The sequence below is a fragment of the Endozoicomonas sp. OPT23 genome (assembly GCF_009653635.1).
In the GTDB taxonomy this organism is placed as follows: domain Bacteria; phylum Pseudomonadota; class Gammaproteobacteria; order Pseudomonadales; family Endozoicomonadaceae; genus Endozoicomonas_A.
This window is the reverse complement of the sequence record NZ_PPFD01000003.1, coordinates 196,822-223,735: the sequence shown is the minus strand read 5'-3', so window position 1 is coordinate 223,735 and position 26,914 is coordinate 196,822. Positions and strand designations below refer to the sequence as shown.

Genomic DNA, 26,914 nt, shown 5'->3' with positions numbered 1-26,914 from the left:
TGCTGAAGTCTAACAGTTTCCTTTGTATTGAAATTATTTCAAAGAGGTAAGGGTGTATTACTTTCCAGCTCAATGAACTTGTCCATTGCTATGTTTATATATCCGCCGAGCTTATCATCATCAGCCAGACCCATAGCATCAAGAATAAGTGCTTCTCTTTCTATCATGTCCATGACTCTTGCGAATCCACAATGATCATACCTTGAGTCAGCAATATCCTTTAGCATGGCTACTGGCTTTATCTCAGCAGGAATAGATAGCTCGCTGGTGAATTGGTAAGCAGGTCCTGAATGTGTCAACGACGCTCTTAACTTCGAGAGTGCCTTATTAACGAGATCTGAATTGCTTTCTAGCAGGTCGAATGTCTTCAAATGATATATAGCTTGCCCTAAAGATTTTACGCGGTGAGAAACGGGTGCCTTTGGACAATAGTTATATTCGAAAGTCTTCAATACAAACCAAGGACTCTGCCTACAAAATTCATTAAGAAAATTCTCAAGAGCGTATTTTTTACACCTGTAGAGTAAATCTTGGGTAATACTCGGTGAGTTTTTTTTAGCAAATTGATCTTGAAATAATCGGTATATAACGAACAGCCCAATATAAGAAAAATTGTCATACTTACCAGATAAAAAATGTCTGATTGTGGAGCCAGTAAGTTTATATCCTTCTTTTTCTACACTCTTATTAAATAAAAACTGAAATGCTTTTCTTACAATAGAAATATCAATTTCTTTTGCTTCAGAAAAAGAAATTGTCTCTAGAGTCTCAGTGAGATCTTTTTCAATATTATTGTATGATAAATGAACAGTATCAGGACTGGTTATGGCAACTATCCCTTCATAGCCAGGCCTTCGTTTTAATGGCTTTTGATATTCGGTACTGATGACGTTAAGAAGCTCACAACAGTATTCAAGACCTGAGCGTTCTATAGGTAAACTTGGAATATCTCCTTTGAGTGTGGACATGCTGACATACTCCCTTTCAGCTGGTTGCGAAGAGTAACTGGTGAACTACTCCAGGTGGTACGGCCCAAAGTAGCCTACGCACCCTAAAGCTCTTGCTGACTCGCTGTAGGGTGGGAGCAGTTACTTTTTTATCATATCACTTTTACTAGTATTTTTTAGTTCTTGTTGGGTGCGAAACTTAAACAGGGAAGTAACTGTTATTTGCATGAATATCAGTCATAGAAAAAGGATGGTGAAATTTTGAATCTGTTTGCTAAAGCTTGTATTTGCTCCCTTGAAAACTTGCTCGTCCTATTAAGAATATCTTGCACTTGTTCTCTATTCCCAATTTCATCTTGAAAGCTATCAATATCCAGCTGATGTTGATCGATTATTATTCTGAGGGTACAACTATCACTATCCAATGCTGCAATTTGTTTGTTAAATTCGGAGAACTCATCAGTGGTATTCTCCCAGAGCTCAATCGAGTTGGATAGAAGATTTAGAATAAGACCATATTTATTATAATCACCCTGCAGGTCATCAATAATATCGTCAAGGAGGGTGATTGCAGCCTGATATTCCTCATTCGTTTTTATTTCAATGAGAAATGGAATCAGGTCTAGTAGCTTGTCAGCTGTGGCTTTTATGATTTGTAGCTGAAGTCTTTCCATTTTTCCTACTGCGTTTTAGCTTACACAACCAATCCTTCGGCTTTGGGAAGGTGTAAGCTCATTTTCAGGAGTTGGAGGTGGTATGCCCCAGTGGTTCGGCAAAAGGCACCCTACGCATCATAAGCCTACAGTTTATTACCCTATCCCTGAACCCGTGAGGGCAGCATTAGGATCTCGTCTTATGATGGGAGCTCCAACATATATCGAGTCTATACCTGTGCAAGTTGAGGGTAAATAAGTAAGATTGAAACTAATAAGAAAAGGTCGAAAGTGACTTGTATTATTAATATTCGAGTAAAAAATTTGGTTTAATTATGATCAGTAAGAAGCAATGACAGAAAAGGAATTTGATGATGCTATAAAAGCAATGACTGGTATTTTGCTTAAAACAACAGCAATTGATATAGCACATCCAAGGTCAATATTGTGTATGGGGGCGGGAATTAGAAAGTTGACCTGTTATCACTGTTTAACCCAAACCAGTCAGTCTGATGTGATTAATCATAAGAAAGCGCCTTACCTTGCAATATGTCCGGCTTGTGGGCATTCGACATTTTTTACTGACCCTAATACCCTGCAGCACTATGAAGATTTGTATAATGAGTAATAGCTGCAAAGCTTGGAAATGTTGAAGGTGGTACGCCCACGTGGTTCCTCGTAAAGCGCCCTACGCACCATAAACCTACGTACATCCACCTTATCCCTGAACCCCTAAGGGCAGCATTAAGATCTCGGTTTACGGTGGGAGTTCCAACAATATGGAGTCTATAGTGCTATTAAAGACTATGGAAGTGTATTGCAGGCACTGAAAAGTTATAAATAGAAGCTCAAAATTTACTCGTCTCAAAAAAATTATCTTTAGTGGAATTTGCACTGATGCCACTGGTAGTGGGAAGTAAAAGCTCTTCGCTTTCGTCTAATCTGGCTTATTCAGCCAGTGAAAGGAGTGCAGGGCCACTAGGAGAGAATTTCAAAGCGGGCTTGTAGACCTCTTTTTGAAGAAATGTAATTTTGAACCAAGAAAAACTTTTACGTCAACAAAACAAGTTTTATGGACGCAGTTTTGATTAGTTCCTATGACAAATTACATTCACAAAGAGGTAAACAATTATGAAAAATTCAATCACAAGCTCGCAGCTTTGCACTCTTATCCATCTGGTGAAAAACCAGCTTGAGATAAAGAGATCAGAAATCGCTAACCTGTCCCAGTACACCACCAAAGTCATCAGGGAAACCTACACTGACGAGGTGGAAGAGTTGGTTAGCATCAAATATCTTCTGGAGGCTGATCTGAAGGGGGAAAAGCTGGAACAGCAGTTACCACTAAAAACCAAATAGAAAAAAGGGGGGCTCCCCCCTTTTTTCTGTAGTATACAGAGTATCAAAACTTCCTCTAGTCACCGGAGTATTGCCATGAATCATGAAGCGGAACTATGTAATGAATATAACAAGTTTATTAAAGTGAATAGCCTGCCTGAAATTTGTGCTGCAGAGCTACTAGCGGAAGCAGATGAACGCAATTTAAGTAGCAAACAAGTTGCTTATCTCAAGGATTTTGTCAGACGTTGGGAAGCGGTTGATGAATCTGATGACAGAAGCTGACAGCATCGTACTCTTCTATCTCTAGAATAGAAAAATATATGAAGTTTTAGGTGATACCTAGTCATACTTGATATTTGTTATCACCTTTAATATTCCGGTAACCGTGAGAAGCAGGCTACCCTGGAGGGGTCTAATAAATAGGTACCTCGAAAACAGTTGTGTGAATAGGGGGTATGTTAGATGTGAGTAGCATTATGCAGTGCTTGAGGAATAGCTGAAGTTATGATGGTGTTAGTTGTTTTGTAAGGCTAACTATTGACTATCTTTTAGAGCTATCTAGTATGGTACTTATTATTTATTTCGCATTGGAAACCATAAGTGAGTACCGAAATTACTGTTGAGGAAACATCAAAAAGACTAGGTATTAGCCCACAGAGAGTGAGAACTCTCTGTCGAAATGGTGAAGTTTTTGCAAAAAGATTTGGAAAATCTTGGATGATAGACTCAAGCAAGCTAGCTGACTATACCAATGGCAAAGCACAAAGAGTTGCAGAGGATCATCCTGCATATAATGTTAAGGATAATAAAAAATCAATTGCACTGAGTTTTTTTTCAGGTGCAATGGGTATGGATCTTGGTATAGAAAAGGCTGGTTTTGATATCCGGCTGGCATGTGAGGTTGACAAGTTCTGTCGGCAAACTATTGCATTGAATAAACCTAAAACTGCTTTGCTGGGAGACATAAATAATTATTCTGCTCAAGATATTTTAAAGGCAGCAAAAATAACATGTGATGATGAGATAGACCTTATAGTTGGTGGCCCTCCATGCCAAGCATTTAGTACTGCAGGAAAAAGAAAAGGCTTTAATGATGAGCGCGGTAACATCTTTCTCAAGTATTTGGATTTAGCTCTAGAGCTAAGACCTAAATATTTTGTAATTGAAAATGTTCGAGGGTTACTATCATGTCCTATGGATCACAGACCCCATGACAAAAGAGGCTTATCTTTTCCGGATCTTAGTCAAGATGAACTGAAAGGAGGAGCACTGAATTTTATATTGAATCGATTAGAAAACTCTGGTTACGGTTATTCATTCAATCTATATAATTCTGCAAACTTTGGTACTCCTCAAATTAGAGAAAGGGTAATAATTGTATGTTCAAGAAATGGTGTGAAGCCTCCTTTCTTAACTCCGACACATTCAGAAAATGGTGAGTACGGTTTAGCTAAATGGAACATACTTAAAGACAGTATAAAAGATCTAAAAAACCATGATCACCTTACGTTTCCTGAGAAAAGACTGAAGTACTATAGAATGCTAAGTGAAGGTGAAAATTGGAAAAATCTACCAACAGAAATTCAAAAAGAAGCTATGGGTAAGTCATTTTATTCAGGAGGAGGTAAGACAGGTTTTCTAAGACGTTTAGCATGGAAAAAACCTTCACCTACGCTAGTGACACACCCTGCAATGCCTGCAACTGATTTGGCACATCCTGAAGAAGATAGACCTTTATCAATTCAAGAGTATAAAAGGATTCAAGAGTTTCCTGACAATTGGAAACTGCAAGGGCCAATCATTCAGCAATATAAACAGGTAGGAAATGCTGTACCTCTAAGTCTGGGTTATGCCGTAGGTACTTTAATTAAGAATCTTTTAACCAATAAAGAAGTAATTAGAATGGATAACTTTAAATACTCAAGGTATAAAAATACGAGTGATGATGACTGGAAAAGAGAGTTTAAAAAATTGATAGAAAAACATAAGGATAGTTTTGAACAACAGCATCTAACTATCTAAAGATGAATTTTAAATAGGCCTCATCAGTTATGATTGAGGCTTATTTATTAAGCTATTATTTAGACCAACAATTATCTGACTCAAGTGCTAAACAATCTGGGTTTTTTGTAAGTGTGCTCTTAACAAACTTGGAGAAAGATTCTTCAGATAGATCAGTAGTGTCACAAATCTTATTTAAACTATCCCACATATATTCAACTCGATCTGCCTTTATGCGATACCATTTAATTATACTAGTACCATTCCTAACAGAACTACTTGAACTGTTCTCAGAGTTACTACGGTTTTTGATTTGGAGAAGTTTACCATCTTCATGTACAAAATCGACAGATTTGACAGTTTCACCCCATGCGCAGTGCCAGCCGTGGCTTGTAAGATTATCAGAGAGATATTCCTCTAAAATTAATCCAAGAATATTCTCTGCAGACATGCTCAATCTATGGGCATGCTTTATTTTAGATAAATCATTTCTGCTTAATTTAACTAGTCTAGCTCCAATCATTTCTTCGATAATTGGGTCTGCAACTGTACCTGGGGGATTAGACTGACGAACACTCGCACGTCCATTTTTACCATTATTGTATTTTTTTATCCATTTTTTGATTACAGCCTTTGGATCATCATTTTTTCCGCCAATCTTTGGAACTCTGTTAGGGTCATTAACGACTGCTTTGAAAACACAGGAAATCGCTATATCCCATGAAATTTTTTCATCTTCTGCAACTGATTTAGCTGTAGCTATTGCCTCATCAGTACCGAGCTTTTCAATCGCTTCATGTAATTTCAAACTACTCTCCATCGATATAGACAATAAAAGTAGAATAGTTTTATCATATAAGTCAGTGCTCTTGTAGTAGACGGAGTCAGTAGATTCATTAACAACATAAATTAGACTGAAAAACCCATCAAAATTCTTTCCTGATAAGACACCTTCATTCTCCCAATCAACTCACCTTCCGTCGTCTGATTATTCTCATAGTACACAGCAATATCATCCCAGATCACCATCGCCTGTAACCCATCAAGAACTGTCTGAAAATCCAGACCTTTTCTGGCACAAGCCGATAAAAAGTTACCGATGACAAGCTGATAGTTCTTCCCTGAGAATGACGTAGCTTTCTTGTAATACCGTTTGTAATGAAGGTTATCTTGATAAGATGACTCAGGGAACTTGAAGACAATATCTTCCTGGAGGATTGTCCAGATAGGGTCGAGGTAGTTGCTATTGTACTTAAGCTTGAAGCTTTTCAAGCCGTATTGCCAGAGAGCATGTATATGCTTGATCACCTGAGAATAGGTGTTCATTTTCACTCCGATTTCACCAGTTTTTATATCACAACTTCCCAGAGCGAATTGCTCAATAACCGAGTGATGAAAACGGAGTTCTGTTCTGAAGACATCCTGTTCAGAGTCATAGCCTGATGTATCGTCCTTCAGCTGAGTACTTTCTTCCCATTTGTGTTCGATGTAGTCGAACTTGTCGATGCTTCTGGCCTGTATGGTTTTGTTGTAGATTGCCATTTGTACCGCACCGGCAGAACCAAATTTGAACGACTGTGAACGGTCATAGGTGCAGGAGATTTCAGAGAGGTTAAATTCTGCTTTATCAAAGCCTTGATACTGGCTGATTCTACGAGACCGGCAGACCATTCTTTCTGAAAGGTCGTTGTCTGGTTTCCAGCCTTGCACGTCTACAGCAAGGTGGATAGCAGGGTAGTGGGCTTCAGCACAGTTCAGAACTTTATTGGCAATTTTGTCCAGAAACTTGTCCACCTGTTTAGGTGTTCTCTTATCCAGAAACCAGGGGGAGCATTCTATCTTCAGGTGAGAAGAGAACGACTCGGCTTTGGAGTGGAACATTTTAAAAAAGATGATAATGCCCAGTTCATTGTTCTGAAGCCGGAATTGATAACCAGATTGCTTAGAGCTTTTACCCAGTAACCAGTCATAGCTCAGCAGCCTGAAGGTCTTTTCTCCAAAGCTAATAGACTCTTCACAATCAGTCAGCAAATCAGGATTTATGTAGCCTTTATAGAGCTGTCGAAGGGTATCCACATAGGTTCCGACGATCTGGAAGTTGTCTTCATACAAATCAGCCACCTTTCCAAATTTTGGATGGACAAACAAAAGACCTTTGTCGCTGGCAATCGTGCTTTGCTTGTCGTCTGACAGTTCAAACCTTTCTAAATTAAGCATAAGAAAATCCCTTTTATAACCAATTTGCGTTCTACTGCTCCAGTTAAAAGACGTGCTACAGGGACGTCTGCCTGTGCGGCTGCCGCTGCGCTTGGCAGTCCCGCACAGGTCGTGAGTTCAGCCGTCCTGCTGACGGTAGTGTTTAAGTTCTCTTCGTTTACTGGTTTTGCTGCCGTTTCGGTAGTGCTTATCTGACAGGGTTTCATCGAAATAGCCGTTTTTGACGGTTGATCGACAGAGGTAATCCGGCACATCCATTCGGGTGATCCGCTGTGAGTAGCAGATACACTGTTCGGATTTTTTGCCCTGATTCCAGATAATGCAGTTCTGGGGTTTGGGAAAGCTCTTGGGGCGGGTCAACTGATCGTATAAGGGAGCAGTGTGTTTAAGTCCTGCCAATCTGGGTTTTCTTCGTTTGATGTACTCATCGGTGCTAAGTTCTCTGGGCTTATCTGGGTGTAATTTCTGAGGCAAAAATGATGCACTTTCTTCTATATGTGATTTTTCAGATATTTCTAAAGCCTTGTCGCTGTTGAGTGTGCGGTATACATACAGAAGGGCGAATGCAATCACAGCGATGAATATCGGAATCAGCAGAAGTGTTTTAGGCAGCTTCAGAACATGGGTGTGTTCGTAAGCGGAAAAATAAACACCGAAGTATTTTTTCGGCTTGCTGGTCACACTTTTCTGGGCATCCTTTTTATTGAAGTGGTCATCAGGATCGACGCACTTATCCCATGTATAGCAGGTGACTTTTGAACCACCCCAGAAATTGAAGTAATGGGTGTGATGCCCAGCCAGACGGCGAATATGGATATCCAGAAAATTCGGATGCTGGGTAATGAGAATGACATCAAAACTATCATGGCGGTGACGCTCAAATTTAGCTGCATACACAGGCACCTTGTCTTTACCCGATCGAACAGGAAAGAACTCTTGTGCTTCATCGACGACCAACACCGAGTAGCCTTCGATTTCATACCATTTATGCGGTTCATCAAAATGCCTCCAGTGAAGGTTTAAGTGCTCGAAGTCTTTGAAGGTCAGTTCCACACCTTCAGGGCATTGTTTCTGAATAGCAGCAACTTTTTGTACTTCACTGGCCGGATAGCAGACCTTCACCCACTTCAGCCATTGGTGAAGCGGGTCGTGTTTTTTAAAAGGTGCTTCCAGCCAGGGAACATCCTTCAGTTCTACAAATCGTTTCTGCGAATGAATAGGCTGAATAGTGGCATTCAGTATTGAGCGTTCTGCTTTGGAGAGTGCAGGCAGGTAGATATCGTAGAAGTACGCCTGAAAAGTCTGGCAGACCTGAAAATCCAGCAGGTTCAGTTTGATGTTGTTGTAGAACTTGGGTCTGCCCAGATACTTCTTCTCGGTACACACTGTTTTGAAACAGTTCAGTGATTTGGTGGCACCAGGTCTGCCGGTAATAATATGAAGCATGGTGGCATCCTTGCCTGTTTGCTTGCGAGAGGGTCAGGGTTGCCACTTCAGGCGTGATTTTATACTGCGTGAAATCACGCCTTCAGCGGCTGCGGTTCAGTTCTCGTTTATATGCTCAGGCTCCACCGCCACCAAGTCCACCGGACGGAGCATTCCATACAGGTTTGGACTTGGGTGAACCAGCCGCTGTCAGCAGTCCCTTGATCACAAAAATGGTGGTGAGTGCTGAGAAGACGATATTGATTGCTGTTGGAATGCCCAGCAGCGAGATCATCTGGTACATAGCCAGCGGCATTCCATCGAAACTTTCCTGAATCTTGTCTCCGATAAAATCAGTCAGCAGATTCAATCCGGTATACGTCACCAGTCCAAAGCCCAGCCCACGCAGAATGATCCAGACCAGCGGCAAACCGAAGGTCATAAAGAGGCCGATTATGATTTGCCACATAGTGCTTCCTCCGTGAAATTAGAATGATTTGGCAATGATCACTGCGATAGAAAACCAGGTCGCAAAGAGAATGAAGTAGCGGATATAACCTGCAAGCTCGCACATGGGATCAAGGCTGATACTGAAGCTCTTTTCCAGTACACCGAACGACAATGGTTCAGGGCAGGAGTTCATTTCAGTGAATCGCCCCTCATCGGAAAGCATGTTTTCCACATCAACGACTGTAGTATCCGATTCAAAAGCACCAAGAGGTTTAGTGTTTGGATTGGCATCGATCATCTGTTGAATGGTCGATTCTTTATATTCAGAGAGGCAGGCCTGCCGTTTCTCGTATTGCGCGATCGCACATTGCACGGGATCACCCGTACAATTCAGCGTGCGATCGCACTCAATACCAGAAACGGCGGATTTAGGGTTATCACGATCGGCTTGTTTTTGAGCCTGCTGCTTGGCGACAGCCTCTTCGACAATAGCTTTGACCTGTTGAGCGGTGAGCGAGTTATCGCTGAGATCCTGTTCATCAAGAATGTCGTTGTTATTGTTGCCGTCACCGTTGCCACCATTATCGGGATGATCAACAGAAGCGATGTCTATGGCTTCGCCTTCAGGGTAAACACAGAGCCTTTCCCCATTTACAAAAGTGCAGCTCGATTGAACACTCTTTTTGATACAGACCACTTCACCGTTAAAGGTGCCGCAGTTGTAATCCTGTTCCCGAGTCTCGTTGTCTACACAGGACTCAATACCGTCAATGATTTTGCAGCTGGTTTCAGCGTTGATACAGACCTGGTATTGGTCAGTGGTTCGGCAGTCATGACCCTCTTCACTGGTTTCGGTGTATTCCGTTGAACCTGTCAGCTCTTGATCAAGACTGGTGCAGGTTAAGCCTGTAGAAAGGTATTCATATTGAATCGGTGCCAGTAAGTTGTCGTAATCTCGAATGGCTCCAAGATTTTCGAACTGACAACTGTTATAGCAACCTTGGCTCAGGTTGAGTTGACTGGTCAGCGGCTTATAGGTGGAGCAGTCAGGGGGAGGCTCACAAATTCCCAGTTCTTCGTTGTAATCACTGGTAGAACATTCATCGCCCTGGCGGTTGAAATAAAAATTTACGTTGTAGCAGTACTCATATTTTCGAGTACAGGGAGAGCAGAGAAACTGGGTTCCTCCATTTCTGAGTCCTGTTTGCGGGTGAACAATCAAAGCGCCTTCAGTGCGATCGTAGTTAGCTTTTGCATAGGCAATGCAGTAGCTCATAGGGTCTTGAGTGAAAGAATTGTTGTGGTGATCCAGCCAGTAAAAATCTTCAGCCACGCTGATGGATGAGAAGGCTGTAAGCATCAAAAATAGAAAAACTCTCATGGCCGCAGCATCCAGAATGCAAGCAACATCACGAACAGATAGAAGATGTTCGGATCAAAATTCATAACGGGATCAGCCAGTAGCGCATGTGATGGTAAAAGGCAGGAGGAAAACCCCTCCTGCCAAGAGGGACAAGCTTCAGGATCAACCGAAGATTGCACCTTTTACCCACTTGAACACGACAGCTACAGCTGCCAGTCCAACCAGTGCCGTACCCACAGCAGTGATGGCGGCTGTACCATCAGTAGTCAGGGCGGTAGTTGCAGCAGTAACATCAATAGCTGCAAACGCACCCATCGATAGAACCGAACACACTGCACCTAGGGTAAAAGCCTTTAGTTTCTTAAACATGACTTGTCTCCAGTCTTGTTTAACGTAATTGACGAAGAATCAGCGAGAAAACGAATGCGATTGAGAGCACCAGCAGTGCCGCAGTCAGCAGTTCATTCGCTTGTTCCATCGTCACCCCATCAGCCACAGGGCTTGCCTGTAGCTCTTCCAGCGTGATGAAAGAAGCTTCCCCGGAACAAAGAACCTCTCCTTTCTTTTTCAGCTCGAATTCATCACACAGAAGGACTTGCATCAATTAAGCCTGCGGTTTGGCAGTAGCAGGCTGTTTCTTGATGCCAATGATCTTGATAGAAATTTTGTTTTGAGCACCGGACTGGATTTTGGTTTTAAATTCGTAATTCTGTTGCGGTTTCAATCGCTCGTATTCGTAGAGGTTTTCAACATCGGCAGAACAGATCATGACATCCAAACCCGAAATGTTTTTGTTTTCAGAATCCGGTGGAACAGCGAGGAAAACTTTTAAGTAACGGTTGGCTTCAAACTCGGTGACTTTGATGCCCAGGTACATTGCATTAACAGTTGAATTCATTTTTGTGCTCCTTGCGATTGGTTGTCTCCTATAGGTATACGCCCCGGATATAGGGCAGACAAGGAAGCGAAAGCACTTTCCTTCTAACCATTAACAACCACTAACAGCAATGGTTTTAAGGGAAGAAAAAGCCGGTTTTTTTTGACATCGAAACTTGGCAGGCCGATTAATCGCCCGTGAGGTCATGGGGCTGACCTCGCGATTAATCTTATCGCCCTGCCTTCACAGTCAAAGAAAACCGGCTATTTACTGCGGTGGTTAGATTTAGGCCATGAATCATTGGGTGGTTCATCACCGACCAAAACACCCTTGGTTCGGTGATAGTGGTAGACACAAGTCCAGATATGGCCATTGAGTATTTCCATACAGACCCAATCATGTCTTTCTTCAAGCGTACAACCTGCTTTTATACGGGAGGTTTTCCGCCGTTTCATGGTCAGGACTCAGGGTTTGGACAACGCTTATTGAGTTCTTGAGACCAGAGCGAAAGACCATAACTGACCTTTTCCAGAGTAATAATGTCCTCTATTTTCTGCTCTCGAAACCAGGGCGATTTCTTCATAAATTGATCAGTAAGTGACTGCTTATTAGCAGTAATTTGCAGGTCAATTGCTTTTAGAGCGTATTGCAATAGAATTAACTGGACGTATTTATCTTTAATTACCTCAACTTCATTAAGGCTTTCTTTTATCAGCTCAGGATTAATAGTCATTTGCTATCTCCCCTGTAATTCTTGTTGAGAATGTTTGTCTTTATTTTTGCCTCTAATAAATTCCGCTGTAGTAACGGTATGTTTATTAAAACCCTTCTACCAATCCTTTCCGTTGGAATGATTGCTTCTGAAATCCAGTATCTAACTGTGTGAATAGATACACCAGTACATAGCGCAAACTTGGCGGGTGACTGCAAAACAACAATAGGATGATCTTCCAAGATCAAGGTATCAATATCCATTTGATTTACCTTTTGATTGATTGACAGTAACAAATTAAACATTAAATACTAAAATACACAATAGCAACCTTAAAATACAAACTATACTTAGATGTAGTTTTTCAATTCATCACCAGTTACTAATTGTATAACTTTATACTGTATGTATGTACAGTGATTTATTGTGTAGTATACAACTATACGGATTCGCAGTACCTTATTGGTTACTAAGTTGAAGCTTACTAACGACAGGCAAGGTACTGGGGGAAACTGATGGATCAGCAGGATCAGAACGGACTCACTATGGCAGGAAGAATAGAACTGGTAAGAAGGCTGCTTGATTACACCAGGAAACAGTGGGCTGAAGAGTTAGGCGTTAGTACACGAATAATTGAAAATATCGAATACGGTAAACAGAGACCCACTAGTGAAATCTTTGAAGCTATATCCAAAAAATTTCCGTTTATTTTGAATTATGTGGTATCAGGAGATTCGGAAGTTGTTTTCACTAATGAAGAGAAAAAATTTCTGAAAGATTTGGAAAAATACGATGCCAGTGAAGTAAAAGAAATACTTAATTCAAAACCAAAGAAACGCTATTAAATACGATAAGATAGAAATACATGACAATGTACTACTATGAAAATTATTAAAAATAAAAAAACAGGGAAGTGGACGCTTGATGTCGAACCAATAAAAAATAAAAGATTCAGAAAAACCTGTAATACCAAAACGGAATGTATGGAGTATTACAGGCAATTAATGGAAGAGATTGAAGAAAAAAGCAATGCCGGAATAAAGCTGGACGAAGAAGATAATAGAAGATTAAGTGATCTTATAAATCTTTGGTACAAAGGCACAGGCTGTGAGTTGAGCGATCATGTTCGGCTGAAAAGCATTCTGGATAAGATGGCTGAAATAATGGGCAATGTATTGGGTCGCAGTCTGACAATTGCTCATTACAACCATTACAAGGCAGTGAAGCGATCCGAAAACTTCCAGGGGAGAGTAATCGGTGACAATACTCTCAACAAACATTTAGGCTATTTAAGTACTGTCTTTAACTACCTCTATGATATTGAAGAGGTTGATTATCCTAACCCTCTCAAGAAAGCCAGGAAAATCAAAATTGATGAGAAAGAGCTGTCATTTTTGACTCTGGATCAAGTCGATATTCTGCTTACCAAGATCAAGGAGTTCTCAGCAAATCCCCATGTGTTATTGATTACCAAGCTTTGCTTGGCAACTGGCGCACGTTGGAGCGAAATCGAGAGCAGAGAACTTCATCATTTTCATAACAGCAGAGTAGAGTTTACGAAGACCAAAGGGAAGAAAACTCGAAATGTTCCGATTCCTGATGACTTATTCAGAGAGACTGTTGCACACCTGACAGAGCATGGCCGCTTCAGTGCTTCAGCATCGGCATTCAGTAGAGCGTTGAAAGCTTCAGGAATCAGACTTCCAAGAGGTCAGCGAAGTCATGTATTGCGCCACACTTTCGCCAGCCACTTTATGATGAATCGAGGCAACATTATTGTGTTGCAGAGAATACTGGGACACACCGATTTGAAGATGACCATGAAGTACGCAAAATTTGAACCTGACCATTTCAAGGAAGCCGCACTACTGAATCCTCTCACCACACTGAACAAGCAGAAATCTGAATAGACACCTTAACGACTCCTGAGCCAGCTAACGTATACTAGCGCCCTGATTAAAACTCAATACAGGGACAGTTCAGCATCATGAAAAAGCTTGCCGTTATTGCCATTCTTGCGATTGTTGGATGGTATGGAAATCAGCTTTACAAGCAAAACAAATTACCTTCCTTCCAGACACAAAGCAGTACCAGCTATCAATCTTCAGGCATGACCAAATGCATTACCAAAGAAGGACAGGTGTACTACGGAAAAGTACCCGCTGATGTAACCTGTGATCGAACAGAAGCTGTAAAGGGGTCAGTGGCGATTGTTGCAAGCGAACTGCCTCAGTCAGAACCAGACTCTGAAACCGACACATCCTTTTTCAGCAGAAAGCCTAAAGTAGCATCGTCTCGATATAGCTGTACTGGTAAACAGCATTGCTCCCAGATGAGTTCTTGTGAGGAAGCAAAATTCTACATCCAGAACTGTCCGAACACGAAAATGGATGGCGATAGAGACGGAATTCCTTGTGAGCGACAACTATGCAGAGGCTGGTAAAAAGGCAGTAATAGACTGGGTATTTTCTATTTAGGTAGAAAAAAGCTGTATATGTAAGGTTTCTGTGGAGATTAAGGGCAACTGTCTAATATCAGATTTTGCTCAAAAATCTCTTTCGACGATCTTTCGACACTTTTTCGACACCTTGGCATTTTTCGAGAGTGGTAGAAATAAAAAAGCCCCGTAAATCAATGATCTACGGGGCTTAGTATTGGTGGAGACGGCGGGAATTGAACCCGCGTCCGCCGATCCTACGCTCTTGGCTCTACATGCTTAGAATCCGTTATTAAGTTAACGCACAACGACCCAACGGGCAGGGTGAACTACGCGATTCTGAAAAGTTTAACTCTCCCGCATCAGACATACGACAAAGCGATCCGGTTTGCATTTGCGATCAGTACCAACCAACAGGCAAGTCAGAGTGATCGGGAGCTAGCAGGGTTTAAGCTGCCATTGCTCCTTGGTAGTTGTCTTCATTAGCAACTAAAAGGTTTGTAGTGTTTTGATTTACGAGGGCCACTACGCGCTCGACATGCACCTCAAGTTTCGATACCGTCGTCGAATCCAGATCGTCCCCGGGAAACTCACCGGCAATTGAGCCAAAATATAACCCCAATGTCAATTGATTACTGTCGTTTGATTGGTCTTACCGGCTTAATCTCAAGTCTTAGCTCTTTTTTGAGAGGTGTCTTGTGAGGTGGCTGTAGTGGTTCATCAACGGTCAGCCAAGCGTCATAGTTGTCCGGGGTGATGGATGAAGGGTTTACTTTAAAAGCAGATTGTTTGGGGGCCACCTTTTTCGCCGCAGCGAACAGCTGCTCTAGCATTGACTGGTTCAATTCAACAGCAGGGCATTGGTTCATCTCGTTGAAATCAATGCTGTCAGAGTCCGGGCTGTAATCCAGAAATAACTCGTTGGCTGGCTTAATAGGTCTGTTCGCAATAAGCGCAATCGCTACGTTTTCTTCCAAAGAAACACCAGATTTTAAAACCGTTTGCTCTGGAGTGCTGGCGCTATTATTAATAAGCTCATGAGGGAAGAAAGTTCTGGTTCTTACGTTTGGGTAGCTGGAACTATGATTGATGTACTTTAAGTCCCCTTCAACCTGAAAACCAAGAGACACCTTTAGATACTTGTCGCCTTGTTTGGTTCTGGTGCAGACATTCTCCGCAAAAATACAGTGTTCGATACTCCGCAAAAGCCTGACCTTACCTGACTCAATAGTAAAATAGACTGGCTGTTGTTCGTTGTAGAGCAAATAGACAGGCTTGCCTTTTACGCAACCAATCAGCTGGTTTTTCTGAAATTCCTGACAAGCAAACGATCCCATACCTATTGGTTTGGCTCCGGGTCTGTCGGAGTCTTTTAGAGTACTGTCACCTTTTTGAACCCAGAAGTGCTCCGAGCCAATACGGGTATCACTTGCCCATAATTGTCGTAGAGTGGTTTTGGGAGAGACATGGTAACGAGCATTGCCAAATTTTGGTTTGGCAATACGGTCATGGCTCTTCACCCTCTCAACACTGCTGGTTTGATAAGTGCTTGATTTTTGAGAAGAAGGTTTGGAATCAGATGGGGGAGCAATCCTTGGCATGCCATTCTCCTAATAAAAGGTCCTGATAAAAGTCCTGTTATCAGTATGGCAAAAAAGTGAAGGAGAGCAGGGAGACTGCTCTCTGTGTGTCAGCCGCGGTGCAAAACCCGTTTTTTCTCAATATTCCACTCACGCTCTTTGGTTGTGGCACGCTTGTCGAACTCTTTCTTACCACGAGCCAGGGCAATCTGGCATTTTACCAAATGACCTTTCCAGTAAAGTTTGGTGGCAATACAGGTGTGGCCTTTCTGCTGTGTTTCAACGAACAGCTTGGCCAGCTCTCTCTTATTGAGCAGGAGCTTGCGATCACGACCCGGATCCGCAACCACATGGGTTGAAGCTGTATCCAGAGGTGTAATGGAAGCGCCGATCAGCCAGGCTTCGCCGTTTTTCAGGAAGATATAGCTGTCAACCAGCTGCACCTTACCCATGCGAAGACTTTTGACTTCCCAGCCTGAAAGTGAGAGCCCTGCCTCAAACGTCTCATCAATGTGATAGTCGTGACGCGCTTTCTTGTTGGCGACAATAGAGGAGTCGCTTTTGTTTGATCTCTTAGCCATGCAGCGGATTATAACGCGGAAACACCATAAAACCAGTGTGGCTTTATACGGGAATAAATCTGATCAAAGTGATTGCGGTAAACCCTTGTAAATACTGTGAAAAATACGGATATAGCAGGTAAAGGTTCTGTAAGTGGCTTTCTGGTTGGGAAAAAACGCTCTTTTTGCCTGTGTTTTGGACGAAAGTATTGAGCTGTACTGCTTGGGAAGTACAATGTGATTAGTCGTCACCTCTTTTAATGATATCCCACTTTCCGTTTGTGACTGATTCACGCAGAAATCGTTAAGTTTGAGACCATCAATGCCGGACGACGCTGTAATCAACTGGCAAGAATAGCTGTAGAAATTTGAGGAGTCTCATGGCCGGACAAAACCCCACAGCATCCAAGACCTGGAACAACCGTTGGACGTTTATGCTGGCTGCTGCCGGCTCTGCGATTGGTCTGGGCAACATCTGGAAATTTCCGTACATCGCCGGTCAATACGGCGGCGGTGCTTTTGTAATGGTCTATCTACTGTGTATCGCCCTGGTGGGTGTTCCCCTGCTGATGGCCGAGACGTCTATTGGTCGTTCTACACGACTGAGTCCTCTTAATGCCATGCGCAAACTGACCAGCGATTCCGGAGCTTTCCGTGGTTGGGAAATCGTTGGCTGGATGGGTATGTTTACCGGCTTTATCATCCTGACTTTCTACAGTGTGGTTGCTGGCTGGGCCATGTCGTACGCCTGGGATCTGCTCACAGGTACTTTTGATGGTATGAATGCCTCTCAGGTAGGCGGCGAGTTCGAAGCACTGACACTGGATGCGCCAAGACAGATTTTCTGGCACACCGCCTTTATGGCGCTGACTGTTTACATCACCGCTCGTGGTGTTCACAAAGGTCTGGAGAAAGGTCTCCAGGTCATGATGCCAACCCTGTTTGCTCTGCTGATTTTGATGTTGGGTTACAGCATGTTTGCTACTGGCAATTTCATGAAGGGTTTCCACTTCATGTTTGATGTGGACTTCAGCAAAATCACTGGTGAAGCCGTTGTAGCTGCGATGGGGCAGGCATTCTTTACCCTGAGTCTGGGCATGTGTGCGCTGATGGCTTACGGTGCTTATATGCCAGCCAATAACTCCATCCCAAGAACGGCACTGAGTGTTGCCTTCCTGGATACCCTGATGGCGATTATCTCTGGCCTGATCGTATTCCCGATTGTATACGCCCACGGTCTTGAACCATCTGCAGGCCCGGGTCTGCTGTTTGTATCCCTGACATCGGCGTTTGCCAATATGACAGGTGGTGCGTACCTCGGTTTTGCGTTCTTTGTACTGGTGAGTATTGCGGCACTGAGTTCCGCTATTTCCCTGATCGAGCCTACTCTGGCCTGGGTCACTGAACGTTTCGGCATGAATCGCATAGCCGCCACTATCATGATTGGCGGTGCTATCTGGTTCGTGGGTCTGGGCTCTGTACTGTCGTTTAACCACTGGGCTGAGGTTAAGTTCTTTGGTAAGACGATCTTTGATCTAAGCGGTTATGTAACCGACGTTATTCTGCTGCCTCTGGGTGGTATGCTGACTGCGATCTTCGCTGGCTGGGTACTGAAGCGCTCTGTGATGAGCCAGGAACTGGCCATGAGTGTTGGCATGTATAACCTCTGGCGTTTTGCGATCAGAATCATTGTGCCAGCCGCTGTACTGCTGATCTTCTATACAGCTATTTTCAAGTAATAGAGCGATCTTGAAGAGGTTTCACTATCTTGAAGTAAAATGAGTGAATGAAATTTGAGAAAACCGGATGGCGAGAGCCCTCCGGTTTTTTTGTACATAAAAGGAAAAAATAAAAGTAAATATATAAATTGAACTTTTCTTGTAGCTCATTTTCTAAAGGAGAACTCTTGGCATACCTACAGGCCCTGTGAGGCTTAACAATACTTTTTTGAGTTTTATCCCATGTTTCATCTCCTTCCGTTGAAAAGGTTATTTTCCCCAATTCTGGTAAGTATTTTATTGTTTACACATCCGTTGGCCTGGGGCATCAGTGAGCAGCATAAGGCTCTGATTTTCCACTACCTGGAAAATGATGATCCGGTCAGACAAGTTATTGATAAACATGAGCTGCTGAGTGATGCTCATGCCATGAAGCAGGCTATTGTTGAAGGCAAACCGGAACATTCGGTTTTTTTCGCCGAAAATAGATTTGATGTTTTGCTATACGGCTATTACACCGCTGAAATTTTCAGTCTTGATGAGTTTATTTTGATTCAGGACTACTTACATATTCTGGCCGATGCAGCAATAGAAGGCCACAGGGATCACGATGAAGTGCTGGTAAAGCTTCCGGTTCGTAGTATTACAATGCGGCCTGATTTACCCAAGGAAGTGTTCGTGCAGAGAGGACTAAAGGTTTCTGATGAAGAATACAACAAGTCGCTTAAGCCTTTTATGTTTTTGAGGTGGAAGTTCGAAATAGAAAGGTCGGAAAGGTCAAATGAGTTCTGGGTAACGATAGTTGATTTCGACCCGGAATTTCTGATTTATCGTGACTCACTAAAGTTAGGTAAATACTGTACAGGGCAGTCGATTGTCAGCCTCGATCGTTGTCTGCAAAAGAATTACTATAAGCCTGAATACCAGTATCCGATCTGGATTAATATACTGAAGTATTCAACGCCTGACTTGCTGTTTTTCAGTGATGGGCACCACTCTTTATATCTTAATTCTCCTGTTTTGTTTCTCAATAAATCCAGAAAAGAGGGGAGCCCTGAATTTCTACCACTCTATGGGGCTCTTTCGTTTGATGACATGGTAGAGCTAAGAAAAAAGAACATCAATCCGGGGAGTATTTATCACCCGGATTGTTTGACGAATGAATTTTATCCGCATGGATTCTATTCCGGCGCAGCAATGATGTTTCGTCATGACATGGCCCATCAGGCTTTACTGGATAGAATTCCGCCCAATCACCGGCAGTTTTTTTTGTGGTTGCATGAGCAGGAACAGACAATTCTTGCAAAGATGGATCGGAACTTTCTGGCCTACACCTCGAATGACAAAGATGTGGTTTATCGTGGGACTCCCTCGCTTGCAAGTGATGCTTTCAGCTATGCGATCCATAGTCTTCTGGAAGATGAAAGTGAACTGGACCTGTTGCCATATTTGTCACTTCAGGATAAAAAGCTGACTTATTTCTGGGAGCAGCCAAAGCAGCATGCATCGCTTTTTCCGGGCGATTATGCGGACATGAACTTTATCTATCCATACGGTGTGGTCAAGGATGAGGAACTCATCGGAAGTCAGTTGCTGGATATATTTATGAATCGGTTTGCTGAAGCCAGTTTCAGATTTCCCAGTACTTTTGAGCTTTATCTGTCTGAACTGGTTAAGGTGATTGCAGTCAATAAAATACATATCGATCAATCGTTTCAACTTGATGCCAGCAAGATATTACAGTCACTGATCATTGAAATTGACATAGCCGCCAGCGGAGTAGAAGCTGGCCGGTTGTTAAAGCCCAGGATTCGTGATTATGGCATTGACTTGTAGGCTGCGATAAGGACCTTTCACCTGCAGCCCACGCCTGTATCTGCAGTTTTGAATGCACCTTGTATAGAATGTACGGAAAGAATGAAAGCAGTTTGCCCTAACTATAGTGGTAACCTGGTTGTACGACCGGTGCGCTCGCAGGTTCATTTACGACAGTTTTCTTCGCCTTCTGTTCGGGTGGTCAGTGATGACGGTTATGGAGAAAAAAATCAGTTCTGATTAATGCATGGCTTGCGCCTTTTTCAATGCGCAGCGGCACAGCCCATTTTTCAAAGCAGGACAACTGCTGCAGGGCTTTTCTTTGTAAGGTCTGGTTGCAATAGGGGAATCACTGACTAGCTTTAGTTCTGGCTTTTTCGTTGAAGCTTCAGCAAAGCCAAGCTGGACAAGGTGTGTCTCCAGAGACTGTCGTATTTTATCATCAGCATCAGGGGCTAGCAGGTCAATCAGGCCGTTTAAAGCGTGTCGTTGTTTTTCGTCACTGTCTGCCAGTATGTTGATTAATGGCAGAATGTCCGATAACTCAAGCTCGTGAGCGAGTAACTTCTTACCAACCTTGGGCTTTGGCTTGTCTGTTGTTTTACAGCAGCTTTTCAGCAGCTTTTTCTTCAAGGCTGACATGATTGAAGGTCCGAAATTTCACTATTGCAAATAGTAATGATTATCAAATGTAATTCAATCGTTATATGAGCTGAGTGCCTCATCTATTCTGATCATGAATCCTCAAATCAATATGGTATGCTAACCGGCCTTTATATTTTCGATAGTTCAGTAGCCCAATGCCCAAGGTTTCCCGATCCTCTTTGATTCTTCATTCCGCTGAAAAGATGTATGCACTGGTGGCAGATGTAGAGTCGTACCCTCAGTTTCTGCCTTGGTGCTCTGGTGCCAAAGTTCTCCGGCAGGAAGGTGAGACGGTGGAAGCTTCCCTGCAATTGGCCAAGGGCGCACTGAGCTATGAATTTGCGACCAGGAACCGGCTGGTTGAAAATCAGTCTATTGAAATGAATCTATTGTCTGGCCCCTTTTCAAAGTTAAGTGGCGTCTGGACCTTTAAGGCTTTGAGTGATGAAGGTTGCAAGGTGAGTCTTGAACTGGAATTCGAGATTTCCAACCCCTTGTTAAAAGCAACCATTGGCGCTGTTTTCGGCAAGGCCATGAATAAAATGGTGGATGCGTTCCAGCAACGGGCAGACCAGTTGTATAAATAAATCAAAGGCGGAAGTGAGTTATGTCTGAACCGATCATGTCTGACCCCAGTATCTCTGAACGCAGCGCGTCTGAGCATAGAGGCAGCGAAAGTTTTGAGGTGGAGGTCGCCTTTGCCAAACCGGACGATTACCGGATTCTTTCTGTTCAGGTAGATGATGGAACTACAGTTCTTGATGCTGCGAAAAAATCAGGCATCAGTGATGTTTATCCAGAGATTGACTGGGAAACCGTCAAAGTAGGTATCTTTGGTAAGGCTGTTCCAAAAGCAATGGTTCAGACAGTGAAGGAAGGTGACCGGATTGAAGTCTATCGTCCGCTGATTGCTGACCCGAAAGAAGTACGAAAAAGAAGAGCTGAACAGGCAAAGAAAAAGAAAGAAGCCGAGGCAGGTTAAGGCAGTCTTCAACAAATAAAGCCACAGCAATTCTGTGGCTTTATTCAGGCGGTTTCCTGTTACACTGCCTACTGCTGTTCGAGGGCAGGGCGGAAATCACCTTCGATACTTGCCAGTCTGTCATCTTTGAAAAAGATCGTCAGAGTCTGCTGGGTTCTTTTCTGGCCACCAGGCTGGTTGCTGTGAACAAAGTCCCAGCGGTCGCGGTTCAGGGCATCTTCCATCAGGGGAGTGCCCATGACGAATTGAACCTGGTTGCGACTCATTCCTGGGCGCAGTTTGTTGACCATTTCCTGGGTGATCACGTTACCCTGCTGGATATCGATCTTGTAGGCACCCGGAAAACTGATGAGTTTTGAGCCGCTGTCGGTGGAGCTGGCGCATCCAACCAGCAGCGCAGCGGCAGTGAGGACAACTGTGGTGAGGGCTGGGCGTTTTTGCATCGGTATCAGACTTCCACTATCTTCTTGGAAAATGAATTCACAGCGTAAAAATGTGATAATAGCAGGGTTCACCTGATAATTGCTAAAGGTTAGGGAAACGTGTTGGAAAATCAAGAGTTGCGAAAAGCGGGCCTGAAAGTCACTCTGCCCCGTGTCAAGATCCTTCAGATTCTTGAAGGGGCACAGGGTCGTCATATGAGTGCAGAAGATGTTTACAAGGCTTTGCTGGAGGCTGAAGAAGATGTTGGCCTGGCGACAGTTTATCGGGTTTTGACCCAGTTTGAAGGTGCTGGCCTGGTGGTTAGACACAACTTCGACAGCGGTCATTCTGTGTTTGAACTGGAACGTGGCGACCATCATGACCATATGGTCTGCATGGAATCCGGAGATATTATCGAGTTTATTGATCCGGAAATTGAAAAGCTGCAGCATGAAATCGCTGCCAAGCACGGTTATGAAATCGTTGATCACAACCTGGTGCTGTACGTTAAAAAACTGAAAAAGTCCTGAGAAGTCTGAAACACGTTCCTGCACTCAGTACATCAAAGGCCGGGTTTAACCCCCGGCCTTTTTTATGGGCGCGAGTTAATGACACTCATGTTCTATCGTCCTGTCTCACTCCTTCTCAAAATTGCAAAGCAATCGCAAGATTGTCCCACTTTTGTCGTCGAATCGATCTGATCTGATAGCTATGGTCTGCTCAAACAAATCAATATAAGCAGGTTCCAGTCAGGCTGGACACAGAATAGTTTTGACCGGTTCTGAGAAGAGCGTGTGAGGTCAAAGGGGGCAGGTTGAACAAATATACCATCAGGCAGATAGGCATCCTTCTCGTCGTTCTTATTCCTTTAGGTTCAGCTGCAGCAGAAAACCAGAAACTGAAGTTGGTGACCTGGAATTGGCCACCCTACCTTCAGGCGATCAGTAATCAGAAACTTTCCGGTCCTGCTATTGATCGGCTGCGCTGCTCTCTCGGGCGAATCAATCAGCCTTATCAGGTGGTGTTTACTGACAGACATAATGCCTTTCGCCAGTTTCAATCAGGCCGACAGCAGGGTTTTTTCCCTGTAGCCTCTGGCGCTGAAAAAAACGTAGAAGGTCGTATTTCCAGACCGCTTATAGTCCAGCACTGGATGCTCTACAGTTTCCGCGATACCGGCAAAGCCTTTTTCTCTAGCAGTGATTACAAACAGAATTTCAGCATAGGTGCGACTTTTGGTTCTGATGAGTGGTTCTGGCTGAAGAAAAATGGTTATCGAGTCACCAAACAACCGAAAGGCAGTAACCGATTGATTGAACTTCTGCTGGATCGAAAAGTGGAGGCTATCCTATTGCCCAAGGCGCTAATGAATCAGGAATTTAAGAAAAGAAATCTGTCTGCAAACAGTTTCAACAGTATTGAACTGAACAGTCAGGATCTTGGTGTGTATTTCAGTCAAAAATTTCTTGATACCAACCCTGGTTTTCTGAGCAGTTTCAATGATGCTCTGAAAGCCTGTATGCCTCCTTTAAAGGAGAAGCATTAATGAGTCTGGAACTTCAGATTATCAATATTCCCGAGGGTGAACTGCTGGCTGAAAACAGCTTTAGCATTCCACCCGCTGGAGGGGTACTGGGGCGTGCTACCGACAATCTTGTTTCTTTACCAGACAGCTCACGCTTTCTTTCCGGGCAGCACGCCAGAATCTTTCAGGCAGAAGGTGACTGGTTGATTGAAGACACCAGCACCAATGGTCTGGTGATTAACAGTGCCAAAACCCCGTTGGGAGCAGGCCGAAAACAGACATTGAGTGATGGCGATATTCTCACACTGGGGGATTATCGCATTCTGGTGAATCTGTTTTCTCCCGAAGTCAGCTTGAACCCTCTGGGTGAGCCTGAAGATATAATGGATTTCAGCAATGATTTCCTTGTTGCAGACAGGCCTTTAAACGCTGACAAAAAATCACTGGAACTGAGCGACCCTTTTCTCGAATCTGGTGATGCTGCAGAGATAAACCCTCTTGGCTCGAAGCATTTTTATGAACCGGCGATAGAAAAGAATGCTACCAGCCAGAATATTGCTGATGTTGATGCCTCTTCTGCAGAAAACCCGAGTGGCCGGGTTCACAGACATGATGAGCAGTTAATCAATGTCTTTAATGAAGTGCCTGAATCCATACCGGATCGTGCCGAAGAAAGCCCCCTTGAGCCGCTGACAGAGTTAAAGCCAGTGTCACGGAATACTGAGCACCAGAGCCATGCAGAAGTGACTCGAGCAGCAGAACCCGCTTATACGACGGATGCTATTCATATAGCGGATGAAATACAGATAACCGATATCGTATCGGTTCATTCAGAAGCATTGTCTCCAGAAAAATTGTCTCATCCAGAAACATTGCCTCATCCTCCCGTTATTGATGTGCTTTATCAGCTTCGGGAAGAAAACGAAAAGCTGAAAAGCCTGCTGAGAAAGCGAGAACGCCAGAAAAACAGGCAGGTACAGCACTGCATGACGGAAGCACTTGAGCAGACGCTGATGGACTTTGCTCCCGGTTATCTGGAAAAACTGTTTGATGACTACAGCAGTGGCTCATCGGGTTTCTTTTCCCGCAGAGATAACTGGAAGCTTTATGAAAAGCACTTCCAGCGAATGATGAAAGAACAAACACCCAAGCTGTCGTTTATGGCGCGCTATCATGCGGCCATGCACAAACTTCAGGAGAAAGGGCAATGAATCGTCTGAGACACTTGATGATGATGAGCTGTCTGGTTTGCCTGACCGGTTGCAGTGTTTTCTCTTCCGGCCAGAAAGATACGACAGCACCAGCCGGTGGCAACCTGAAACTGGTTGTCGTAGCTGATTATGACCTCAACCCCAATGATCGCGGTGAGGCTTCACCGTTAAAAATCAGGGTATATGAATTAAGTGCTGGAGATCTGTTCGAACAGTCGGCTTTTCTTGATCTTTATGATCAGGACTCGGCTACGTTACAGGACAGCCTGATCAAAATGCATCGGATTCCGGTTCAGTACCCCGGGCAGACCACCGAAATTAATCTGACACTTAACACTGCAACACGCTTTATTGGTGTACTTGCCGAGTTTTCCCGTTATCAGGAAGCAGATGCCAGAGCGGTTGGGGTTGTGAAACCTGATCGAAGTCATATTGCTCATCTCACCATCGAAGGTAATCGACTGTTCCTGACGTTAAAGCCTGAGCTCACTGTTATTGATCAGGCAAAAACCCTTTGGCAGTGGTCGAAAGATCCGGAAGCCACCATCAAACAAAAACTGCCCTATCTTCCTGATCAGAAGGGCAGTAAAGACCCAAACTAGCACGTTCTCTGCCCGCGTATGGCGGGCAAAACTGTATGAATTCATATGTCCGGGTGCTTAATCCTGGTGAAACTGATTGAAAAGTAAAAACTATGGATAAGAATCGAGCAGTCTGGCTGGAAGGTATGTTTCTCAGCCCACAACACTTTCAGCAGCAGGAACGCTACCTGAAGCAATTTACCCGGCAGATAATGAATCAGGCTGCGGGTCATCCTACCGGATTTTCCAGCCTGCTGATCGACGGTGAACAACTGGCTATCGGTCGCGTTATGTTACGACAATGCTCAGGTATTCTGCCGGACGCTACACCTTTTGAGCTGAATGCTGCCATTGTCAAAGAGGTTAATCAGGTCGAAGCGGGTACAAAAATCTATTTGTCACTGCCAGCTGCCAGACCTGGTGTTATTGATACAGCGCCTGAAGATGGCCGCAACCCGGAAGCTTTTCGTCATCTCAGCTTTGATCAGGAAGTAGCCGATAGCACCGATCGTGAAAATGAACCAGTCACCGTTACAGTTTCCAGGCTTAACCTGAAGCTACTTCTGGAAGAGGAAGAAGCGGATACTCATATCAGATTGCCTATTGCCAGAATTCTTGAACGACAGAGTGATGGCCGAATTATTCTCGATAATACTTTTATTCCTCGCTGCCTCGACTATCGGGTCAGTGCTTTTCTGCGTGAACAGGTTCAGAACCTGCAGGCAAAAATGCGCTCAAGGGCTGCTGTACTGGCTAACCAGATAGGCGCCAATGCCGACCAGAAAAGTTTTCAAAGCATGCAGCTTGAATACATGTGGCTGCAAACCCTGAACCGTTACTCTGCGAGGCTGGCTGATATCTACACCGGTGAAAGCCTGACACCCGGGGGGCTCTATCGCGAGCTGCTGACCATGGCTGCAGACCTGTCGACGTTTACTAAAACACTGGCACCGGAATTTCCGGCTTTTAATGCTGATGATCCTTATCGCTCTTTTGCCAGAGTGTTCACAGCGCTTCAGCAGAACCTCAGTCAGGCACGCAGTGAGAAGGTTAAGTCACTGTCCTGGGATGCCAGTTTGTTTGAGCGCCGTCGTTTGTTAAGGACTCTGGTGAGCGACCGGTCATTGTTCAATGATGCCCGCTTTATTCTTGCGGTTACCAGTTCTCTGGGGCCAGCGGTTTGTCGTGAACTCTTCCCGGCTACCGCCAAGCTGGCCGGTAATCAGCGTATCGCAGAACGGGTTCGTGGGGCTTTGTCCGCAACCACTCTGATTCCCATGCAGGTACCACCGGTAGAACTGAAAGCCAGCCCTGATACGGTGTATTTCGAAGTCGATACCAGTCATGCCCTCTGGCAGGAGCTGGTCAACAACCATGATGCTATTGCCCTGCATATTGATGAGCAGATGCCTGAAGACATCAAAGTAACCCTGTATGTGGTGAGGTAAGGC

34 protein-coding genes and 1 other RNA gene are annotated in these 26,914 nt (G+C 43.8%); 17 read left to right on the top strand and 18 right to left on the bottom strand.

What is annotated here, in order from left to right; translation table 11 throughout:
* Window positions 1-38: 38 nt before the first annotated feature.
* Window positions 39-968 (bottom strand): hypothetical protein, encoded by a 930-nt coding sequence (locus EOPP23_RS06825; protein WP_153765222.1) that lies wholly within the window; start codon window positions 966-968, stop codon window positions 39-41.
* A 212-nt stretch (window positions 969-1,180) separates the two neighbouring features.
* Window positions 1,181-1,621, bottom strand: coding sequence for a type II toxin-antitoxin system HigA family antitoxin (locus EOPP23_RS06820; protein ID WP_153765221.1), 441 nt, complete (start codon window positions 1,619-1,621; stop codon window positions 1,181-1,183).
* Window positions 1,622-1,952: 331 nt separating this feature from the next.
* Here EOPP23_RS06820 and EOPP23_RS06815 point away from each other — a divergent pair, with 331 nt between their 5' ends.
* From EOPP23_RS06815 to EOPP23_RS06800, 4 genes are all read left to right on the top strand, one after another.
* Complete coding sequence (locus tag EOPP23_RS06815) at window positions 1,953-2,228, top strand: hypothetical protein (protein ID WP_153765220.1); 276 nt, start codon at window positions 1,953-1,955, stop codon at window positions 2,226-2,228.
* A gap of 503 nt (window positions 2,229-2,731) precedes the next feature.
* The gene (locus EOPP23_RS06810) at window positions 2,732-2,959 is read left to right on the top strand and encodes a hypothetical protein (RefSeq protein ID WP_153765219.1); all 228 of its coding nucleotides are present in this window, start codon (window positions 2,732-2,734) and stop codon (window positions 2,957-2,959) included.
* 75 nt (window positions 2,960-3,034) lie between these two features.
* Window positions 3,035-3,223, top strand: coding sequence for a hypothetical protein (locus EOPP23_RS06805; protein ID WP_153765218.1), 189 nt, complete (start codon window positions 3,035-3,037; stop codon window positions 3,221-3,223).
* 318 nt (window positions 3,224-3,541) lie between these two features.
* Entirely contained in the window at window positions 3,542-4,963 is a 1,422-nt protein-coding gene (locus EOPP23_RS06800; RefSeq protein ID WP_370514701.1) for a DNA cytosine methyltransferase, read from the top strand.
* A gap of 55 nt (window positions 4,964-5,018) precedes the next feature.
* Here EOPP23_RS06800 and EOPP23_RS06795 read toward each other — a convergent pair whose 3' ends face one another.
* The 11 genes from EOPP23_RS06795 to EOPP23_RS06745 all read right to left on the bottom strand — a co-directional run bounded on the left by EOPP23_RS06795 (window position 5,019) and on the right by EOPP23_RS06745 (window position 12,249).
* Complete coding sequence (locus EOPP23_RS06795) at window positions 5,019-5,750, bottom strand: SinI family restriction endonuclease (RefSeq protein WP_194842526.1); 732 nt, start codon at window positions 5,748-5,750, stop codon at window positions 5,019-5,021.
* Window positions 5,751-5,851: 101 nt separating this feature from the next.
* Window positions 5,852-7,159, bottom strand: coding sequence for a hypothetical protein (locus EOPP23_RS06790; protein ID WP_153765216.1), 1,308 nt, complete (start codon window positions 7,157-7,159; stop codon window positions 5,852-5,854).
* A gap of 117 nt (window positions 7,160-7,276) precedes the next feature.
* Window positions 7,277-8,605 carry a zonular occludens toxin domain-containing protein gene (locus EOPP23_RS06785; RefSeq protein WP_153765215.1) on the bottom strand — a complete coding sequence of 443 codons (1,329 nt, stop codon included), beginning with the start codon at window positions 8,603-8,605 and terminating at the stop codon, window positions 7,277-7,279.
* A gap of 115 nt (window positions 8,606-8,720) precedes the next feature.
* On the bottom strand, window positions 8,721-9,053 hold the full coding sequence (locus tag EOPP23_RS06780) for a DUF2523 domain-containing protein (protein WP_228550629.1): 333 nt from the start codon (window positions 9,051-9,053) through the stop codon (window positions 8,721-8,723).
* 18 nt (window positions 9,054-9,071) lie between these two features.
* Entirely contained in the window at window positions 9,072-10,415 is a 1,344-nt protein-coding gene (locus tag EOPP23_RS06775) for a virulence factor TspB C-terminal domain-related protein (RefSeq protein ID WP_153765214.1), read from the bottom strand.
* A gap of 144 nt (window positions 10,416-10,559) precedes the next feature.
* Entirely contained in the window at window positions 10,560-10,766 is a 207-nt protein-coding gene (locus EOPP23_RS06770; RefSeq protein WP_153765213.1) for a major capsid protein, read from the bottom strand.
* Window positions 10,767-10,785: 19 nt separating this feature from the next.
* On the bottom strand, window positions 10,786-10,998 hold the full coding sequence (locus EOPP23_RS06765) for a hypothetical protein (RefSeq protein ID WP_153765212.1): 213 nt from the start codon (window positions 10,996-10,998) through the stop codon (window positions 10,786-10,788).
* A gap of 3 nt (window positions 10,999-11,001) precedes the next feature.
* Window positions 11,002-11,295, bottom strand: a complete 294-nt coding sequence (locus tag EOPP23_RS06760) for a hypothetical protein (RefSeq protein WP_228550628.1) — start codon at window positions 11,293-11,295, stop codon at window positions 11,002-11,004.
* Window positions 11,296-11,537: 242 nt separating this feature from the next.
* Window positions 11,538-11,729, bottom strand: a complete 192-nt coding sequence (locus tag EOPP23_RS06755) for a hypothetical protein (protein ID WP_153765211.1) — start codon at window positions 11,727-11,729, stop codon at window positions 11,538-11,540.
* A 2-nt stretch (window positions 11,730-11,731) separates the two neighbouring features.
* Complete coding sequence (locus tag EOPP23_RS06750; protein WP_153765210.1) at window positions 11,732-12,007, bottom strand: hypothetical protein; 276 nt, start codon at window positions 12,005-12,007, stop codon at window positions 11,732-11,734.
* On the bottom strand, window positions 12,004-12,249 hold the full coding sequence (locus EOPP23_RS06745; RefSeq protein ID WP_153765209.1) for a hypothetical protein: 246 nt from the start codon (window positions 12,247-12,249) through the stop codon (window positions 12,004-12,006). Before EOPP23_RS06745 ends, EOPP23_RS06750 begins: the two co-directional genes overlap by 4 nt.
* A 252-nt stretch (window positions 12,250-12,501) precedes the next feature.
* On the opposite strand from EOPP23_RS06745, the gene EOPP23_RS06740 reads away from it, so the two are divergent.
* The 3 genes from EOPP23_RS06740 to EOPP23_RS06730 all read left to right on the top strand — a co-directional run bounded on the left by EOPP23_RS06740 (window position 12,502) and on the right by EOPP23_RS06730 (window position 14,429).
* Window positions 12,502-12,831 (top strand): helix-turn-helix domain-containing protein, encoded by a 330-nt coding sequence (locus EOPP23_RS06740; RefSeq protein ID WP_153765208.1) that lies wholly within the window; start codon window positions 12,502-12,504, stop codon window positions 12,829-12,831.
* Between the two features lie 36 nt (window positions 12,832-12,867).
* A complete protein-coding gene (locus tag EOPP23_RS06735) occupies window positions 12,868-13,896 on the top strand; it encodes a tyrosine-type recombinase/integrase (RefSeq protein WP_153765207.1) in 1,029 nt (342 codons plus the stop codon).
* A gap of 77 nt (window positions 13,897-13,973) precedes the next feature.
* Window positions 13,974-14,429, top strand: a complete 456-nt coding sequence (locus tag EOPP23_RS06730; RefSeq protein ID WP_228550627.1) for an excalibur calcium-binding domain-containing protein — start codon at window positions 13,974-13,976, stop codon at window positions 14,427-14,429.
* Between the two features lie 212 nt (window positions 14,430-14,641).
* Here the strand turns inward: EOPP23_RS06730 and ssrA are convergent.
* From ssrA to smpB, 3 genes are all read right to left on the bottom strand, one after another.
* Window positions 14,642-15,006, bottom strand: a transfer-messenger RNA (tmRNA) gene (gene ssrA / locus EOPP23_RS06725).
* 49 nt (window positions 15,007-15,055) lie between these two features.
* Complete coding sequence (locus EOPP23_RS06720) at window positions 15,056-16,024, bottom strand: SET domain-containing protein-lysine N-methyltransferase (protein WP_153765206.1); 969 nt, start codon at window positions 16,022-16,024, stop codon at window positions 15,056-15,058.
* 89 nt (window positions 16,025-16,113) lie between these two features.
* Window positions 16,114-16,584: an SsrA-binding protein SmpB gene (gene smpB / locus EOPP23_RS06715; RefSeq protein ID WP_153765205.1), complete on the bottom strand. Its 471-nt coding sequence runs from the start codon at window positions 16,582-16,584 to the stop codon at window positions 16,114-16,116.
* Between the two features lie 359 nt (window positions 16,585-16,943).
* Between smpB and EOPP23_RS06710 the strand changes: the two genes are divergently transcribed.
* From EOPP23_RS06710 to EOPP23_RS21745, 3 genes are all read left to right on the top strand, one after another.
* Window positions 16,944-18,302, top strand: a complete 1,359-nt coding sequence (locus tag EOPP23_RS06710) for a sodium-dependent transporter (RefSeq protein ID WP_153765204.1) — start codon at window positions 16,944-16,946, stop codon at window positions 18,300-18,302.
* A 279-nt stretch (window positions 18,303-18,581) separates the two neighbouring features.
* Window positions 18,582-20,117 (top strand): hypothetical protein, encoded by a 1,536-nt coding sequence (locus EOPP23_RS06705; RefSeq protein WP_153765203.1) that lies wholly within the window; start codon window positions 18,582-18,584, stop codon window positions 20,115-20,117.
* Between the two features lie 48 nt (window positions 20,118-20,165).
* Window positions 20,166-20,336 carry a DUF1272 domain-containing protein gene (locus tag EOPP23_RS21745; protein WP_370514700.1) on the top strand — a complete coding sequence of 57 codons (171 nt, stop codon included), beginning with the start codon at window positions 20,166-20,168 and terminating at the stop codon, window positions 20,334-20,336.
* Here the strand turns inward: EOPP23_RS21745 and EOPP23_RS06695 are convergent, their stop codons facing one another.
* The gene (locus tag EOPP23_RS06695; protein ID WP_153765202.1) at window positions 20,337-20,738 is read right to left on the bottom strand and encodes a hypothetical protein; all 402 of its coding nucleotides are present in this window, start codon (window positions 20,736-20,738) and stop codon (window positions 20,337-20,339) included. It lies immediately after the preceding gene.
* Between the two features lie 158 nt (window positions 20,739-20,896).
* Here EOPP23_RS06695 and EOPP23_RS06690 point away from each other — a divergent pair, with 158 nt between their 5' ends.
* Window positions 20,897-21,328: a type II toxin-antitoxin system RatA family toxin gene (locus EOPP23_RS06690; RefSeq protein WP_153765201.1), complete on the top strand. Its 432-nt coding sequence runs from the start codon at window positions 20,897-20,899 to the stop codon at window positions 21,326-21,328.
* A gap of 20 nt (window positions 21,329-21,348) precedes the next feature.
* Window positions 21,349-21,723 carry an RnfH family protein gene (locus EOPP23_RS06685; RefSeq protein ID WP_153765200.1) on the top strand — a complete coding sequence of 125 codons (375 nt, stop codon included), beginning with the start codon at window positions 21,349-21,351 and terminating at the stop codon, window positions 21,721-21,723.
* 68 nt (window positions 21,724-21,791) lie between these two features.
* Here EOPP23_RS06685 and EOPP23_RS06680 read toward each other — a convergent pair whose 3' ends face one another.
* Window positions 21,792-22,166, bottom strand: coding sequence for an outer membrane protein assembly factor BamE (locus tag EOPP23_RS06680; protein WP_153765199.1), 375 nt, complete (start codon window positions 22,164-22,166; stop codon window positions 21,792-21,794).
* Between the two features lie 99 nt (window positions 22,167-22,265).
* Between EOPP23_RS06680 and fur the strand changes: the two genes are divergently transcribed.
* The 5 genes from fur (at window position 22,266) to tssK (ending at window position 26,911) form a co-directional block, all read left to right on the top strand.
* Window positions 22,266-22,676, top strand: a complete 411-nt coding sequence (fur, locus tag EOPP23_RS06675) for a ferric iron uptake transcriptional regulator (RefSeq protein ID WP_370514699.1) — start codon at window positions 22,266-22,268, stop codon at window positions 22,674-22,676.
* Between the two features lie 284 nt (window positions 22,677-22,960).
* On the top strand, window positions 22,961-23,692 hold the full coding sequence (locus EOPP23_RS06670; RefSeq protein WP_153765198.1) for a hypothetical protein: 732 nt from the start codon (window positions 22,961-22,963) through the stop codon (window positions 23,690-23,692).
* Window positions 23,692-24,882 carry an FHA domain-containing protein gene (locus EOPP23_RS06665; protein ID WP_153765197.1) on the top strand — a complete coding sequence of 397 codons (1,191 nt, stop codon included), beginning with the start codon at window positions 23,692-23,694 and terminating at the stop codon, window positions 24,880-24,882. The genes EOPP23_RS06670 and EOPP23_RS06665 overlap by 1 nt, the downstream gene beginning before the upstream one ends.
* Window positions 24,879-25,484, top strand: coding sequence for a type VI secretion system lipoprotein TssJ (gene tssJ / locus EOPP23_RS06660; RefSeq protein WP_153765196.1), 606 nt, complete (start codon window positions 24,879-24,881; stop codon window positions 25,482-25,484). The genes EOPP23_RS06665 and tssJ overlap by 4 nt, the downstream gene beginning before the upstream one ends.
* A gap of 92 nt (window positions 25,485-25,576) precedes the next feature.
* A complete protein-coding gene (gene tssK / locus EOPP23_RS06655; protein ID WP_153765195.1) occupies window positions 25,577-26,911 on the top strand; it encodes a type VI secretion system baseplate subunit TssK in 1,335 nt (444 codons plus the stop codon).
* Window positions 26,912-26,914: the final 3 nt, after the last annotated feature.

Coding starts and splice junctions, on each gene's coding strand:
- EOPP23_RS06825 (WP_153765222.1), bottom strand. CDS start 968: ATGTCCACACTCAAAGGAGATATTCCAAGTTTACCTATAGAACGCTCA.
- EOPP23_RS06790 (WP_153765216.1), bottom strand. CDS start 7,159: ATGCTTAATTTAGAAAGGTTTGAACTGTCAGACGACAAGCAAAGCACG.
- EOPP23_RS06760 (WP_228550628.1), bottom strand. CDS start 11,295: ATGAATTCAACTGTTAATGCAATGTACCTGGGCATCAAAGTCACCGAG.
- EOPP23_RS06665 (WP_153765197.1), top strand. CDS start 23,692: ATGAGTCTGGAACTTCAGATTATCAATATTCCCGAGGGTGAACTGCTG.
- EOPP23_RS06805 (WP_153765218.1), top strand. CDS start 3,035: ATGAATCATGAAGCGGAACTATGTAATGAATATAACAAGTTTATTAAA.
- tssK (WP_153765195.1), top strand. CDS start 25,577: ATGGATAAGAATCGAGCAGTCTGGCTGGAAGGTATGTTTCTCAGCCCA.
- EOPP23_RS06685 (WP_153765200.1), top strand. CDS start 21,349: ATGTCTGAACCGATCATGTCTGACCCCAGTATCTCTGAACGCAGCGCG.
- EOPP23_RS06710 (WP_153765204.1), top strand. CDS start 16,944: ATGGCCGGACAAAACCCCACAGCATCCAAGACCTGGAACAACCGTTGG.
- EOPP23_RS06785 (WP_153765215.1), bottom strand. CDS start 8,605: ATGCTTCATATTATTACCGGCAGACCTGGTGCCACCAAATCACTGAAC.
- tssJ (WP_153765196.1), top strand. CDS start 24,879: ATGAATCGTCTGAGACACTTGATGATGATGAGCTGTCTGGTTTGCCTG.
- EOPP23_RS06680 (WP_153765199.1), bottom strand. CDS start 22,166: ATGCAAAAACGCCCAGCCCTCACCACAGTTGTCCTCACTGCCGCTGCG.
- EOPP23_RS06765 (WP_153765212.1), bottom strand. CDS start 10,998: ATGCAAGTCCTTCTGTGTGATGAATTCGAGCTGAAAAAGAAAGGAGAG.
- smpB (WP_153765205.1), bottom strand. CDS start 16,584: ATGGCTAAGAGATCAAACAAAAGCGACTCCTCTATTGTCGCCAACAAG.
- EOPP23_RS06820 (WP_153765221.1), bottom strand. CDS start 1,621: ATGGAAAGACTTCAGCTACAAATCATAAAAGCCACAGCTGACAAGCTA.
- EOPP23_RS06730 (WP_228550627.1), top strand. CDS start 13,974: ATGAAAAAGCTTGCCGTTATTGCCATTCTTGCGATTGTTGGATGGTAT.
- EOPP23_RS06780 (WP_228550629.1), bottom strand. CDS start 9,053: ATGTGGCAAATCATAATCGGCCTCTTTATGACCTTCGGTTTGCCGCTG.
- EOPP23_RS06740 (WP_153765208.1), top strand. CDS start 12,502: ATGGATCAGCAGGATCAGAACGGACTCACTATGGCAGGAAGAATAGAA.
- EOPP23_RS06695 (WP_153765202.1), bottom strand. CDS start 20,738: ATGTCAGCCTTGAAGAAAAAGCTGCTGAAAAGCTGCTGTAAAACAACA.
- EOPP23_RS06815 (WP_153765220.1), top strand. CDS start 1,953: ATGACAGAAAAGGAATTTGATGATGCTATAAAAGCAATGACTGGTATT.
- EOPP23_RS06755 (WP_153765211.1), bottom strand. CDS start 11,729: ATGAAACGGCGGAAAACCTCCCGTATAAAAGCAGGTTGTACGCTTGAA.
- EOPP23_RS06810 (WP_153765219.1), top strand. CDS start 2,732: ATGAAAAATTCAATCACAAGCTCGCAGCTTTGCACTCTTATCCATCTG.
- EOPP23_RS06770 (WP_153765213.1), bottom strand. CDS start 10,766: ATGTTTAAGAAACTAAAGGCTTTTACCCTAGGTGCAGTGTGTTCGGTT.
- EOPP23_RS06750 (WP_153765210.1), bottom strand. CDS start 12,007: ATGACTATTAATCCTGAGCTGATAAAAGAAAGCCTTAATGAAGTTGAG.
- EOPP23_RS06735 (WP_153765207.1), top strand. CDS start 12,868: ATGAAAATTATTAAAAATAAAAAAACAGGGAAGTGGACGCTTGATGTC.
- EOPP23_RS06745 (WP_153765209.1), bottom strand. CDS start 12,249: ATGGATATTGATACCTTGATCTTGGAAGATCATCCTATTGTTGTTTTG.
- EOPP23_RS06720 (WP_153765206.1), bottom strand. CDS start 16,024: ATGCCAAGGATTGCTCCCCCATCTGATTCCAAACCTTCTTCTCAAAAA.
- EOPP23_RS06775 (WP_153765214.1), bottom strand. CDS start 10,415: ATGAGAGTTTTTCTATTTTTGATGCTTACAGCCTTCTCATCCATCAGC.
- EOPP23_RS06690 (WP_153765201.1), top strand. CDS start 20,897: ATGCCCAAGGTTTCCCGATCCTCTTTGATTCTTCATTCCGCTGAAAAG.